Below are 13,940 nucleotides of genomic sequence, written 5' to 3'. Positions count from 1 at the left end.
CTTAACTGAAATCCGACAAGCGCAATCCAGCGTGCCCACGGGAGATTCCACGGTGTCGATCAAACTGCGTTTGGTGTTGCTGATTGCGACCAGCCTGCTGACGGCGCTGATCGTGAGCCTGGTCAGTTACGTCGGCAACCTGCGGATGGCCACGGCGGTCGGCGATAACACGGTAAGCATGAGCGCGCTGCGCAATCATATGGAAGCGGACATGATGCACGACGCCCTGCGCGCCGATGTCTATTCGGCGATGCTGGTCGGCCTGGGCAAGAGCACCGCCACCGCCACAGAAGTGCGCGATTCGCTGGCCGAGCACGCAGGGCATTTTCGTGAAGTGCTGGATGACAACCTGAAACTGCCGATCAACCCGCAGTTGCGCACGGCGCTGGAGCAGATCAAGCCGAGCCTCGACACCTACATCAAATCCGCCGAGCAGATCGTCGGCGTGGCGCTGGACAATCCGGATGCCGCCCAGCAGCAGCTCGGCACGTTCAATGCCGCGTTCAGCCAGCTCGAAGAGCAAATGGCGACGCTCAGCGAATTGATTGAAAGCAACACTCGGCAAACCAGCGAAGGCACCGAAGCGGCCATTAGCAATGCCAATCTGGCCCTTGGTGTGGTGCTGATCGCCAGTCTGTTGCTGCTGCTGATTCAGGGGCGCTGGGTGATCCTGAGTATCATGGGGCCGCTCAAATCCGCCAGCCGCATCGCTGAAAGCATTGCCCATGGCAATCTCAGCGAACCGATTGTTGAACCCGCCGGCAAGGACGAAGCCAGTGTGCTGATCCGCACATTGGCGACCATGCAACGTGACTTGCGCAACATGATCGACGTGGTCCGGCGCAACGCCCACGGTGTCAGCGGCATGAGCGAGCAGCTCAGTCAGGGCTGCCATCAGGTCGCCGACAGCAGCCAGCAGCAAAGCGTTGCCGCCGGGACCATGGCGGCCGCCGCCAGTCAGATGACCGCCAGCATCGAGGAAATCACCCGCCACGCCGAACGTGCCCTGAGCATGGCCAATCAGGCGGAAACTCTAGCGAAGGAGGGCGGCGGGGTGATTCATCAAGTGGTCAGCGACATGGACGACATCGCCCGCTCGGCACAGCAGTCGGCGCAGGTGATTCGCACGCTGGATCAGGAATCCGAGGCGATCTTCAACATCATTCAGGTGATCAAGAGCATCGCCGACCAGACCAACCTGCTGGCCCTCAACGCCGCGATCGAGGCGGCGCGGGCAGGAGAGCAGGGCCGTGGCTTTGCCGTGGTCGCGGATGAAGTGCGCAGTCTGGCCGCACGCACCAGCGCCTCGACCCAGGAAATTGCCGCAATGGTCGCGCGCATCCAGAGCAGCACGCGCGAGGCGGTCACCAGCATGGAGGCCGGCGTGGCGCAGGTCGACAAGGGCATGGCGGTGACGGCGGAAGTCGAGCGGGCGATTCGGGAAATCCTCGACGCCACGCTGAACACCACGCAACTGGTCAACGACATCACCCGCACGATTGGCGAACAGAGCCAGGCCAGTAACGAGATCGCCCATCAGGTGGAGATGATTGCCGGGATGAGCGAAGGCAACAGTCGGGTGATCGGGCAAACGGCGACGACCACCGATGAATTGTCGAATCTGGCGGGGCAGCTGGCGCGGTCGGTGGATCGGTTTCGGTTGTGATAGCGGTAGGATCCATTACATTTCTGGTGTCTATCACGGCCTTATCGCTGGCAAGCCAGCTACCACAGGGTCTGATGTTGTGAATGCAACGGTGTGCACACCATCATCCACTGTGGGAGCGGGCTTGTCCGCGATTAGGCCAGCTCGGGCAACACTGAATCAAGCCTATGTGCCCTTAATCAGAACCTGAACGCCTGCCGCCCCACCAACAACCATTTCCCGCCCTGTTTCTGCCAGATCTGGAAATTTTCGATCTCGGTCGGAATCACCTCAGTCCCTTTCAACGCCTGCGCGGAGAAGTGGTGGCGCACCAATGCGGTATCGCCGGACATCGTGATGGTCTGCTTCTGCATCTCCAGGGTCTTGAATGCGCTGCGGCCGGTTTCGATGTCGGCGATGAATTCCTGCTTGTCCTGAATCTTGCCGCTGGAGTGGCCGTAGGTCAGGTTCGGCGCGGTCAGAGCGTTCAGTTCGGCGATGTCTTTGTGCAGCATCGCCTGGGTCAGGTGATCCACCGCTTGGGCCACTTCCTTTTCCGCTGGGGCAGGGGCGGCCATGGCGCAGGCGCTGAAGGCGCAGAACAAACCGATGAGGAGGCGGGATTTGGTCATGTTGTTTCCTTGTTGTTATTGGGTCGGAATGACTGGCTTAGTTTGTCAGTCATCGTACAACGTAGCAGTTTATTTTCTGCTTGAACAACGAGCCGTTCGCAATGATTTATCAAGTTGCGATACGTATCGCGCAAAAAACTTTGCAGGCCAATGCCTGATCACGGTCATGTTTGGTGGCCCATGGCCGATAAGCCCCAGAGCGGAAAAAGACTTTCAAGTCGGGAACAGACGCGCGGGTTCGCCCTGACGTGATATTCTCCGCGCCAAATTTGCTTTGACTTAATTCGGTTGGCTGGCCTTTTCGGCGGGCCGACGGGATCCCTGTCGCTCAAGCAGCTGAAGCCAATAACGATAAGAAGTCAGTTCAGAAGGGACATTAACTGAGGTCGATGCCACATGTCGGCCTTGTGTGCCCACCCGTCAATATTGAAGTGTGCCGGATTGCGCGACGCCAGCCTGAGCGTCAACAACGCGCAACGCAGACTGATAACAACGACGGGCGGAAGGCGTTTTATCATAGGTGCAACAGATGTTTAAGAAAGTGAACACAGCCTTGCTCGGTCTGGCTTTGGCGATGGGGATGTCGTCTGCCAATGCTGCCGAAGCCAAGAAAGTTGATGTCCTGCTGATCGGCGGCGGCATCATGAGCACCACCCTGGGTGTGTGGATCAATGAGCTGGAACCGACCTGGTCGATGGAAATGGTCGAGCGCCTCGATGGCGTCGCCCTGGAAAGCTCCAACGGCTGGAACAACGCCGGTACCGGTCACTCCGCCCTCGCCGAGCTGAACTACACCCCGGAAGACGACAAGGGCAACGTGACGATCCCGAAAGCTGTCGAGATCAACGAAGCGTTTCAGGTTTCCCGTCAGTTCTGGGCGTGGCAGGTTCAGCAGGGCGTGCTGAAGAACCCTCGTTCGTTCATCAACACCACTCCGCACATGAGCTTCGTGTGGGGCGATGACAACATCAAGTTCCTGAAAAAGCGCTACGAAGCGCTGCAGGCGAGCCCGCTGTTCGCTGGCATGCAGTATTCCGAAGATCCGGCTGTGATCAAGAAGTGGGTACCGCTGATGATGGAAGGGCGTGACCCGAACCAGAAAATCGCGGCCACCTGGAGCCCGCTGGGTACGGACATGAACTTCGGCGAAATCACCCGCCAGTTCGCCGCTCACCTGCAAACCAAACCCAACTTCGATCTGAAACTGTCGAGCGAAGTTGAAGACATCACCAAGAACGCCGATGGCACCTGGCGTGTGAGCTACAAAAACCTCAAGGACGGTACCAAGACCGAAACCGACGCCAAGTTCGTGTTCATTGGCGCTGGCGGCGGTGCTCTGCACCTGCTGCAGAAGTCGGGCATTCCTGAAGCCAAGGAATACGCAGGCTTCCCGGTTGGCGGCTCGTTCCTGGTGACCGAGAACCCGACGATTGCCGAGCAGCACCTGGCCAAGGCCTACGGTAAAGCTTCGGTTGGCGCGCCACCGATGTCCGTTCCGCACCTGGACACCCGTGTCCTGGACGGCAAGCGCGTCATTCTGTTTGGCCCGTTCGCGACCTTCAGCACCAAGTTCCTCAAGGAAGGTTCGTACTTCGACCTGCTGACCAGTACCACCACCCACAACATCTGGCCAATGACCAAGGTCGGCATCAAGGAATACCCGCTGGTCGAGTACCTTGCCGGTCAGTTGATGCTGTCGGATGAAGACCGTCTGAACGCGCTGAAGGAATACTTCCCGAACGCCAAAGCCGAAGACTGGCGCCTGTGGCAAGCCGGCCAGCGCGTGCAAATCATCAAGCGTGATGAAGCCGCTGGCGGCGTGCTGAAACTGGGCACCGAGATCGTTGCTTCGCAAGACGGCTCGATCGCTGGCCTGCTGGGCGCATCGCCAGGCGCGTCGACTGCTGCACCGATCATGCTGAGCGTGCTGCAGAAAGTCTTCAAAGACAAAGTCGCAACCCCTGAGTGGCAGACCAAGCTGCACCAGATCGTGCCGAGCTACGGCACCCAGCTGAACAGCGATCCGGCCAAAGTGGCTGCTGAGTGGGCTTACACCGCGAAAATCCTCGAACTGCCGACGCCTCCAGCGATCGGTCAGGTAGCTGCTCCGGCGGCACCTGCGGCTGACAAAGCCGTAGCGCCGAAGGAAAACGCTGCACGTGACATGGCTCTGTAACCAGAACCCTGACACACAAAACCCACTGAACCGGCGACGGTCAGTGGGTTTTTTTATACGCCGGACCTGTAGGCGCTGACGAGTGCATTCGGTAGGGTCAGGCTTTCGCGTTCGCCAGGTAGGCCCCCAGGCGCCGACCCATTTCTTCGCCCAGTGCCTGCAACCCGCTCAGCGGCCGCACCATCACTTCAAACTCGACAATCTTGCCGTGTTCATCGAAGCGAATCATGTCGATGCCTTTGAGTTCCTTGCTGCCGACCCTGGCGCTGAATTCGAGAATCACATTCAGGCCATCCGCCGTCGCAAACTCACGGTGATAGGCGAAATCTTCGAAGACTTCAAACACGGTGTTGAGGATCATCGCCACCACCGGCGCGCCGGGGTAGGGCGTGTGGGCCATGGGCGAGCGGAACACAGCTTGCGGATCGAGCAGTTCAGGCAGGGCTTTGAGATTGCCGCTGCGGATCATCTCGTGCCAGCGCTCAAGGGACGCGGCGACGTTGGGCTGCAAGGCGAGGTCGGGCATGGTCACTCCGGTTTTTATTGTTGTCGGTCGGCAATGACTGTAGATCAACCGCGCCGAAAGTGAATCCCCAAGTCTCAGGCTGAATATCTGTTCATGCCCGAAGCGGATCAGATGCGCATCTGATCCGTATTTTTCTGTTTCATCTGCCTCTGTATTCAGTACAGCCACAGGCTCAGAATGCCCCGGCAGTGCGGCCAATCACCCTCCGACCTCATTCCGAAGCGTCCGGTGCACCGCACACCCCGCATCAAGGAGCGCGACATGTACAAGATGGCAATTTTTCTCGGCGGTTTTCTGACCTTGACCATTCTGATCGGCGTGCTGGCGACGATCTCCCCAGTCTGATCCGCGCGCATTTTTTCGAACTCCGCCGTTCTCCTGCTTTCAGTTGCAGAACAGGGCCAGCATGCGCCCGTTACAGAAGTTCGAGGAGTGAAACATGCGTACGATAACCTCGCAGGGACGTTGGGTTCCCATTGGTTTGATGGTCGCCGCGCTGACTGGCTGCGCGATGAGCAACACCGATTCACCGGTGCAGACACCGGGTCAGGCCAAGGCTTCCGATACTGAAATGCTCGAAGTCGGCGCGCAGTGGTTGCAGGACAAACCGCCGATCCGCGCGTTGAACATGTACCTTGATGGCTTTCATTTTTACAACGGTCATCCCGGCGCGCAGATGGAAGCGCACCATTACTGCTCGGCGCTCAACGAAGAAGTGTTCCAGTGCGTGATCTACGACGGCAACACCGCTGAAGCCAAGCTGATGGGCGTCGAATACATCATCAGCCAGCGCCTGTTCACGCAATTGCCGGCAAAAGAGAAAGCCTTGTGGCACAGCCACGCTCACGAAGTCAGTTCTGGCCAGTTGGTCGCGCCGGGCATCCCGCAAGTGGCGGAAAAGCGCCTGATGGAAAAACTCGCCAATACTTACGGCAAGACTTGGCACACCTGGCACACCGATCAGGACAAGCAACTGCCGCTGGGCGTGCCGCAGTTGATGATGGGCTTTACCGCTGACGGTCAGGCCGATGCACAAATGGTCCGCCAGCGCGATCAGCGCCTGGGCATCGACAGTGCCGAGAAGAAGAACGCTCGCGCCGGGATCAAACCGGCACCTGTCGCATCGGGGGCTGACGCGTGGCAGAAGGGCAACGCCGTGCAGCTCAACGACCCGACCGGGCATCAGCACGTCACGCCGCGCTCGGCCACCTCTGGCGATGAAAATGCCCGGAGCGGCAGTCAGCCTTAGCTTTGGACAGTAGCTGGAAATGGTGTTGTCTGTACCGGCGTCATCGCGAGCAGGCTCACTCCTACATTTAAAATGCGTTCCCCCTGTAGGAGTGAGCCTGCTCGCGATGGCGATCCGTCTGATCGCTACATCCTTCAGCGATTCAACACATCCACAATCCACTGCAAATATTGCTCGCGCTCGGAAATCGAGTTATGCCCCGAGTCCGGCACCACCTTCAGCGTCGCCACGCCCGCAGGAAAACGCTCGAACAGCCGCTGCGTACTGCTGCGCCCAATCACTTCGTCATCACTGGCCGCCAAGAGCAACGTCGGTGCGCGAATATGCGCCGCGTATTTGCCTGATTCGAAACGATCCTTGAGCAACCACTTCACCGGCACCCACGGGTATTGCCGTTCGGCGATTTCCTCAAGGCTGTTGAACGGCGTCACCAGGATCAGATTCTGCACCGGCCGCTGACTGGCCAGGCGCACCGCCACCCCCGAACCGAGGCTGCGTCCGATGACAGCAATCTGCGGGTGGCTGGCATAGACCTGATCGAACAGCGCCAGCGCATCTTCGGCAATCGCGGCTTCCGATGGCGAGCCGGTGCTGCCACCAAAGCCCCGATAGTGCAGGAAATACAGCGCGTAGTCGGGAAACGCCTCGGCGAATTCCGGCAGATTTCGCGAGACGTCCTCGGCATTGCCCCCGAAATAGATCAGCGCCCGCGTTCCGCTGCGCTCTCGGTCAGTCACCCAGACCTCGGCATCCGGCATCGACAGTTTCAAGCGAGAATCCGCTGCAACCATGGCGGCAGGCTGGGGAAACCAGATCAGCGAGCGCTGAAACACGAACAGCGCGGCGCACAGCACCAGGTAAACGGCAACAATGAAAACGACGAGTGACATCAGGGTTCGGGACATTCGGCTACTTTTAACGGGGAGAGAGGTTGGCTGTGGCAGTGTAGTTCAGCGACTGTGCCTGACAGCCGGCGCACACACCATGCAACAGATCCGCGCAGCAGGAGGACTCGCATGCGCCACACTGAGGGTTATTCCCGCCGCCGCTTGCTCACCCTGGCTGCCCAGGCTGCGGCGCTGTTCACCATTGATCGGGCGTTGGCCAGCAGCGTACCGCCGACCGTCACTGCGCCGCCCACGGCAGGAGACCAGACCATGCAGACCCGCGCCATCCCTTCGAGCTCCGAGGCACTGCCCATGGTCGGGTTGGGCACCTATCGCGGTTTCGACGTCGCGCCGGGCGATCCGGTTTACCGGCAGTTGCCCGCCGTCCTCGAAGCGCTGTTCAGAAAGGGCGGCACGCTGATCGACAGCTCGCCCATGTACGGACGCGCCGAGCAGACCACCGGTGAACTGCTGTCGATCCACGAACCGCGCTCGCCGGCGTTTCTCGCCACGAAGGTGTGGACGCGCGGGCGCAAGGAGGGTATCGCGCAGATGGAGCAGTCCTTCAGCCTGCTGCAAACCGAACGCATCGACCTGATGCAGATTCACAATCTGCTCGACTGGCAAACCCATTTGCCGACCCTGCGCGAATGGCAGGAGCAGGGGCGGATTCGCTACATCGGCATCACCCATTACACCTCGTCGGCCTATGACGAGGTCGAGGCCGTGCTGAAAGCCGAAAAGCTGGATTTTCTGCAGATCAACTACGCCCTCGATGATCGCGCGGTCGAGAAACGCATCCTGCCGCTGTGCCGCGAGCGTGGAGTGGCGGTGATTTGTAATCGGCCGTTTGGCGGCGGCGATCTGCTCGCCCGGCTCAAGGGCAAGCCGCTGCCGGCCTGGGTCTCGGATGTACAGGTCAACAGCTGGCCGCAACTGGCACTGAAATTTCTCCTGGCGCACCCGGCGGTGACCTGTGTGATTCCCGGGACCAGCAATCCGCGCTACATGGCTGACAACGCCGGAGCCGGTTTTGGGCCGATGCTGACCGATGCGCAGCGGCATCAGTTGATTGCGTTGCTGGGCTGAGCCGGGTCAACCGCGATAGCGCAACGCCTCCAGCAACAACGCAAACGCCGGCGCTGCCTGGCGTCGGCTCGGGTAGTACAGGTGATAACCGGAAAATGCCGGGCACCAGTCTCCCAGCACCTGGACCAGGCGACCGTCCGCCAGAAACGGCGCAACGACGTTTTCCGGGATGTAGCTCAAACCGAAACCGTCCAGCGCGGCGTCGAGCAATGGGTACACGCCATTCAGGGTGACCTGGCCGGAGACGCGCACTTTGAGGCTTTCACCATCCTTTTCGAACTCCCACGAATACAGTCCGCCATTGGTTGGCAGGCGCAGGTTGTTACAGGCGTGGTCGGTCAGGTCGCGCGGGGTTTGCGGCGCAGGGCGCCGGGCGAAGTAGGCGGGTGAGCCGACCACCGCCATGCGCATGTCCGGACCGATACGGGTGGCGATCATGCCTTGGGCGACGTCTTCGCCCAGGCGCACACCGGCATCGAAGCCTTGGCCGGCGATGTCGACGAAGCCATAGTCACAGCAAACCTCGACGGACACATCCGGGTACTGCGGCAGGAAATCCTGCAACACCGGACGCAGGATCCAGTTCAGCGAATGGTCGGTGGCGCTGATGCGGATCTTTCCCGCCGGGGTTTCGCGCAGGTTGCTCAGTGCGGCCAGTTCCACTTCGATTTCGTCGAAGCGCGGGCCGATGGTTTGCAGCAAATGTTCGCCGGCCTCGGTCGGCGAAACGCTGCGCGTGGTGCGGGTCAGCAGGCGCAGGCCGAGTCGCGCCTCGAGACTGCGAATGGTGTGGCTGAGCGCCGATTGCGACACGCCGAGTTTGGCTGCGGCCTTGGTGAAACTGCGTTCACGGGCGACGGCGAGAAAGGCGAGCAGGTCGGTGGCGTTTTCCCGGAGCATTGATGATCGTCCTGCATAAGTTTTTTCGGATTCTAGTCGATTATCCAAAGAGTGCGGATCGCTACAGTGGTTGCATCATCTATTGGAGGAAATGCCATGAACCCGATTGCTGCTTCTGCACTGACGCTCTCGCTGCTGGCTGGCGAGGTGTATGCCGCTGAAAATCCGCGTGTCACGGTCACACCGAATGGCTCGCAACCGTCGGCCAAAGGCCCGGCTGACTGGTTTACCGGCACGGTGCGGGTGGATGCGCCGTTCAAAGGTACCGACGAGGCGCGGGTCAGTGGTGCGACCGTAACGTTTGAGCCTGGCGCGCGAACGGCGTGGCATACCCATCCGCTGGGGCAGACACTGATCGTCACCTCGGGGGCAGGGTTCGTGCAGGAGTGGGGGCAGCCAGTGCGGGAAATCCGGCCGGGCGATACCGTGTGGATTGCTCCGGGCGCCAAGCATTGGCACGGGGCAGCGCCGACGACGGCGATGAGTCATATCGCGATTGCCGAAGTGCTGGATGGCAAGGTGGTGGACTGGATGGAGCAGGTCGGTGATGAGCAATATCCGAAGACCGAGTGAAACCGCGCCCCTCACCCCAGCCCTCTCCCGAGGGAGAGGGAGCCGATTGGGGGATGCTCGAGACGTTCGGCATTCTGCAAACGTGGTGGTGAATCCACTCGACCCCTAGCACCCCATGCAGGTGCGCTAACAGCATGCGACTCACCCCAGGCGTCTCCCGGGGAGTGGGAGCCGACCGAGGTGTCTTGCGATGTGCATCGACCTGAACTTGCCGTTGCGATTATGGATACACAGAAAGACTTTCACGTCGCTGCACATCCTGAATATACCCGGATCGGTCCCCTCTCCCTTTGGGAGAGGGCTAGGGTGAGGGGCTTTTCGCTTCAGATCATCTCCGGCAACGAATCAAGAATCTTGTCCAGCGTAATCGGATACTCCCGCACCCTCGCGCCGGTGGCGTTGTAGATTGCATTCGCCACCGCCGCGCTCACGCCGCAAATCCCCAATTCACCTACGCCCTTGGCCTTCATCGGCGACGAAATCGGGTCGGTTTCTTCGAGGAAGATCACTTCCTGATGCGGAATGTCGGCGTGCACCGGCACCTCATACCCGGCGAGGTCATGGTTGACGAAAAAGCCCAGACGCTTGTCCACCGCCAGTTCTTCCATCAACGCCGCGCCGACGCCCATGGTCATCGCGCCGATGACCTGACTGCGCGCCGACGTCGGGTTGAGGATCCGCCCCGCAGCGCACACCGCCAACATGCGCCGTACGCGAACTTCGCCAGTGGCAGCATCGACGGCGACTTCGACGAAATGCGCGCCGAACGTCGATTGCTGATACTTCTCGGCCAGATCACCGAACTCGATGCTGTCCTCGCCGACCAGTGCGCCGCCTTCAGCCGCGTTGCGCAGCGGCAGGCTCTTGCTGCCGACGCGCACCTGACCATCGGCAAACTCCGCCTGATCCGCCGCGAGTCCCAGCTTCTGCGCCACCGCTTGGCGCAATTTCACGCACGCAGCGTAGACCCCGGCGGTCGAGCAGTTGCCGCCGAACTGGCCGCCGGAGCCGGCCGAGACCGGGAAGTCCGAATCGCCCAAACGCACCACCACATGATCAAGACCAACGCCCATCATCTCCGCAGCTGTCTGCGCGATAATCGTGTAGCTGCCGGTGCCGATATCGGTCATGTCGGTTTCGACGACGACTTTGCCGTCACGCTCCAGGCGCACACGGGCGCCGGACTTGACCAGCAGGTTGTTGCGAAACGCCGCCGCCACACCCATGCCGATCAGCCAACGGCCTTCACGACGGCTGCCCGGTTGCGCCTTGCGCTGATCCCAGCCGAATTTCTCCGCGCCGATCTGCAGGCATTTGACCAGTTGACGCTGGGAGAACGGCCGCTCGGTTTTCACCGGGTCGACTTGAGTGTCGTTAGCGATGCGGAACAGCACCGGGTCCATCTTCAGCTGTTCGGCCATTTCGTCCATGGCAATTTCCAGCACCATCAGCCCCGGCGCTTCACCCGGCGCGCGCATGGCGTTGCCTTCAGGCAGGTCGAGCGGGGCGAGGCGCATGCTGACGCGGCGGTTTTCTGCGGCATAGAGCAACTGGCTCGGTTGCGCGGCCAGTTCGACCTTGCCGTCAGCAAGGTTGCCTGACCAGCCTTCATGGGCGATGGCGGTCAGCTTGCCGTCCGCCGTGGCGGCCATGCGGATGCGCTGAATCGTAGCCGGGCGATGGGTGGTGTTGTTGGCCATCTGCGGGCGGGCGAGGGCGACTTTCACCGGCCGCCCCGCCATGCGCGCGCCGAGAGCGGCGAGGATCACGTCGGCGCGAATAAACAGCTTGCCGCCGAAACCACCGCCGATGTACGGCGAGATCAAGCGGACTTTTTCCTTCGGCAGGCCGAGGGTTTTCGCAATGTCGCCGACACTCCAGGCGACCATCTGGTTCGAGGTCCACACGGTCAGTTGATCGCCTTTCCACGCGGCCAGTGTGGCGTGCGGTTCCATCATCGCGTGGGACTGGTCTGGCGTGGTGTAGGTCTGATCGAACTGCACCGGTGCGGCGGTGAAGGCCTTGTCGAAGTCGCCGTGATTGACGTCCGGCAGCTCGTCTTTCGGCTCGACGCCGAGGTCTTTGACGCTGGCCAGATCGAACTTGCCCTCGGTGGTTTCGTAATCGACCCTGACCAATTGCGCGGCGGCGCGGGCCTGTTCGAAGGTCTCGGCAACCACCAATGCAACGGCTTGCTGGTAATGCTGCACTTCGGGACCAGCGAGCAGATGCGCAGCGTTGTAATCACCCTTGTCGAGCTTGCCGGCGTTCTCGGCAGTAACGATCGCCAGCACGCCGGGCGCCGCTTTGGCCTCGCCCAGATGTATGGCTTTGATCCGGCCTTTGGCGATCGCCGAATCGACCATGAAACCGTAGGCCTGATTGGCTGCCGCTTCATGTTGTTCATAGGCGTAAGTGGCCTGGCCGCTGGTTTTCAACGGGCCTTCGATTCGCTCGGTGGGCTGGCCGACGACCTTCAGGCGGTCAATGGGATTGGTGGTGGCGGGCGTGTCGAATTTCATGCGGTTTCCCTCGCTTGCGCCAACACCGAGGCCAGCGTGCGCTCGACCAGTGTCAGTTTGAATTGGTTGTCATCGGTGGGCGTCGCGCCTTCAAGCAGGCGTTCGCTGACCGCTTTGGCGCCCTTGGGCAACAGCGCTTCAGCGGCTTCGACCCGCCACGGTTTCGGCGCGATACCGCCGACGGCCACGCGGCCGGTACCGTCCTTTTGCAGGATCAGACCGACCGAGACCAGGGCAAACGCATAAGACGAGCGATCCCGCACCTTGTGATAAATGTGCGTGCCGCCAACCGGCGCCGGCAGGGTCACGGCGGTAATGAATTCGCCGGGCGTGAGGCTGGTTTCGATGTGCGGGGTATTGCCCGGCAACTGGTGGAAATCGGCCATGGGAATGCTGCGCGTGCTGCCGTCAGGCTTGACCGTTTCGATCTGCGCATCGAGTGCGCGCATGGCGATGGCCATGTCGCTCGGGTGGGTGGCGATGCAAGCGTCGCTGACGCCGATGATCCCCAACTGCCGGGTGACCCCGCCGATCGCCGCGCAACCGCTGCCTGGATTGCGTTTGTTGCACGCCTGGTGGGTGTCGTAGAAGTACGGGCAGCGGGTGCGTTGCAGCAGGTTGCCGGCGGTGGTCGCCATATTGCGCAGCTGCCCGGAAGCCCCGGCGAGCAGGGCGCGGGAGAGCAGAGCGTAGTCCTTGCGCACGCGCGCGTCGGCGGCCAGATCGGTGTTGCGCACCAGCGCGCCGATGCGCAGTCCGCCTTCGGGTGTGGCTTCGATCTGGTCCAGGCCGAGGTGGTTGATGTCGATCAGGTGTACCGGGGTTTCGATGTCGAGTTTCATCAGGTCGAGCAGGTTGGTGCCGCCGGCGATGAACTTGGCGCCTTCGACGTGCGCAGCCTGGAAGCGGCTGCGGCAGGTGAGTCGGCGCGGCTGTAATTGAAGGCTCTCATGCCGGCACCTCCGCAACTTCAGTGATGGCTTCGATGATGTTCGAGTAAGCGCCGCAGCGGCAGATATTGCCGCTCATGCGTTCTTGCAGCTCGGCGGGGATCAGTTTCGGCGGCTCGGTCAGGCTCGGGCTGACGTGGCTGGGAATGCCGTCGCGGATCTCTTTGAGCACCGCGACCGCCGAGCAGATCTGCCCCGGCGTGCAATAGCCGCACTGGTAACCGTCGTGCTTGATGAACGCGGCCTGCATCGGGTGCAGCTTGTCCGGCATGCCGAGGCCTTCGATGGTGGTCACCTCACTGCCGTCGTGCATCACCGCCAGGGTCAGACAGGAGTTGATCCGCCGACCGTCGGCGATCACCGTGCAGGCGCCGCACTGGCCGTGGTCGCAGCCTTTCTTGGTGCCGGTCAGGTGCAGGTGTTCGCGCAGGGCGTCGAGCAGGGTGGTGCGGGTGTCGACTTCGAGGGTTTGCGGTTTACCGTTGACTTGCAGGGTAACTTGACTCATGGCCGGTTGCTCCAGACTGGCCGCGTAGGCCTTGAGGCTGATAAAGGGGGGCATAGCGAACGCCGTCGCGGTTACGGCGCCGAGGATCATGAAGTTGCGTCGGGAAATCGGCATGGTTCGATTCCTTGTCTCTCATCGGGCGGCAGGATTGCAAAAGGCCCAAACGGGCGCGCCGGCATGCATGCCAGTCTCGTAAAAGGAGTGACCGCAGCGGGAGGGAAAAGGTTTTGTCGGATTTGCGCTAAAGAGTTATGTGCTGAACTCATCAATTGGCCTGTGGGAG

General features: G+C 61.2%; 11 protein-coding genes and 2 pseudogenes. 6 read left to right on the top strand and 7 right to left on the bottom strand.

Features of this window, described 5'->3' with window-relative positions:
- Positions 1–31 precede the first annotated feature (31 nt).
- Positions 32–808: pseudogene (locus AB4N73_RS10825) on the top strand (MCP four helix bundle domain-containing protein); the annotation flags it as partial.
- The gene (locus tag AB4N73_RS10820; RefSeq protein ID WP_370593542.1) at positions 803–1,666 is read left to right on the top strand and encodes a methyl-accepting chemotaxis protein; all 864 of its coding nucleotides are present in this window, start codon (positions 803–805) and stop codon (positions 1,664–1,666) included. The pseudogene AB4N73_RS10825 and the gene AB4N73_RS10820, both read left to right, overlap by 6 nt.
- Positions 1,667–1,845: 179 nt before the next feature.
- Here AB4N73_RS10820 and AB4N73_RS10815 read toward each other — a convergent pair whose 3' ends face one another.
- Positions 1,846–2,277, bottom strand: a complete 432-nt coding sequence (locus tag AB4N73_RS10815; RefSeq protein ID WP_252884405.1) for a nuclear transport factor 2 family protein — start codon at positions 2,275–2,277, stop codon at positions 1,846–1,848.
- Positions 2,278–2,806: 529 nt separating this feature from the next.
- On the opposite strand from AB4N73_RS10815, the gene mqo reads away from it, so the two are divergent.
- Positions 2,807–4,453 (top strand): malate dehydrogenase (quinone), encoded by a 1,647-nt coding sequence (gene mqo / locus AB4N73_RS10810; protein ID WP_041480875.1) that lies wholly within the window; start codon positions 2,807–2,809, stop codon positions 4,451–4,453.
- A 97-nt stretch (positions 4,454–4,550) separates the two neighbouring features.
- Here the strand turns inward: mqo and AB4N73_RS10805 are convergent, their stop codons facing one another.
- Entirely contained in the window at positions 4,551–4,979 is a 429-nt protein-coding gene (locus AB4N73_RS10805) for a nuclear transport factor 2 family protein (protein ID WP_460143425.1), read from the bottom strand.
- 439 nt (positions 4,980–5,418) lie between these two features.
- On the opposite strand from AB4N73_RS10805, the gene AB4N73_RS10800 reads away from it, so the two are divergent.
- A complete protein-coding gene (locus AB4N73_RS10800; RefSeq protein WP_460143424.1) occupies positions 5,419–6,228 on the top strand; it encodes an OBAP family protein in 810 nt (269 codons plus the stop codon).
- Between the two features lie 134 nt (positions 6,229–6,362).
- On the opposite strand, the gene AB4N73_RS10795 is transcribed toward AB4N73_RS10800, so the two are convergent.
- On the bottom strand, positions 6,363–7,133 hold the full coding sequence (locus tag AB4N73_RS10795; protein WP_460143422.1) for an alpha/beta hydrolase: 771 nt from the start codon (positions 7,131–7,133) through the stop codon (positions 6,363–6,365).
- A gap of 111 nt (positions 7,134–7,244) precedes the next feature.
- Here AB4N73_RS10795 and AB4N73_RS10790 point away from each other — a divergent pair, with 111 nt between their 5' ends.
- Positions 7,245–8,204 (top strand): aldo/keto reductase, encoded by a 960-nt coding sequence (locus tag AB4N73_RS10790; protein ID WP_252876501.1) that lies wholly within the window; start codon positions 7,245–7,247, stop codon positions 8,202–8,204.
- A 6-nt stretch (positions 8,205–8,210) separates the two neighbouring features.
- Here the strand turns inward: AB4N73_RS10790 and AB4N73_RS10785 are convergent, their stop codons facing one another.
- Positions 8,211–9,104 carry a LysR family transcriptional regulator gene (locus AB4N73_RS10785; RefSeq protein ID WP_056789167.1) on the bottom strand — a complete coding sequence of 298 codons (894 nt, stop codon included), beginning with the start codon at positions 9,102–9,104 and terminating at the stop codon, positions 8,211–8,213.
- A 96-nt stretch (positions 9,105–9,200) separates the two neighbouring features.
- On the opposite strand from AB4N73_RS10785, the gene AB4N73_RS10780 reads away from it, so the two are divergent.
- The gene (locus AB4N73_RS10780) at positions 9,201–9,677 is read left to right on the top strand and encodes a (R)-mandelonitrile lyase (protein ID WP_258706855.1); all 477 of its coding nucleotides are present in this window, start codon (positions 9,201–9,203) and stop codon (positions 9,675–9,677) included.
- Positions 9,678–10,000: 323 nt separating this feature from the next.
- On the opposite strand, the gene paoC is transcribed toward AB4N73_RS10780, so the two are convergent.
- From paoC to paoA, 3 genes and pseudogenes are all read right to left on the bottom strand, one after another.
- Positions 10,001–12,199, bottom strand: coding sequence for an aldehyde oxidoreductase molybdenum-binding subunit PaoC (gene paoC, locus AB4N73_RS10775; protein WP_460143420.1), 2,199 nt, complete (start codon positions 12,197–12,199; stop codon positions 10,001–10,003).
- Positions 12,196–13,151, bottom strand: a pseudogene (locus tag AB4N73_RS10770) (FAD binding domain-containing protein). The gene paoC and the pseudogene AB4N73_RS10770 overlap by 4 nt, the downstream one beginning before the upstream one ends.
- On the bottom strand, positions 13,148–13,771 hold the full coding sequence (gene paoA, locus AB4N73_RS10765) for an aldehyde dehydrogenase iron-sulfur subunit PaoA (protein WP_095180264.1): 624 nt from the start codon (positions 13,769–13,771) through the stop codon (positions 13,148–13,150). The pseudogene AB4N73_RS10770 and the gene paoA overlap by 4 nt, the downstream one beginning before the upstream one ends.
- Positions 13,772–13,940 lie beyond the last annotated feature (169 nt).

The organism is Pseudomonas sp. S3_B08, assembly GCF_054667725.1.
Note: the sequence above shows the minus strand (reverse complement) of the source record. Positions and strands in the feature narration are given on the sequence as shown.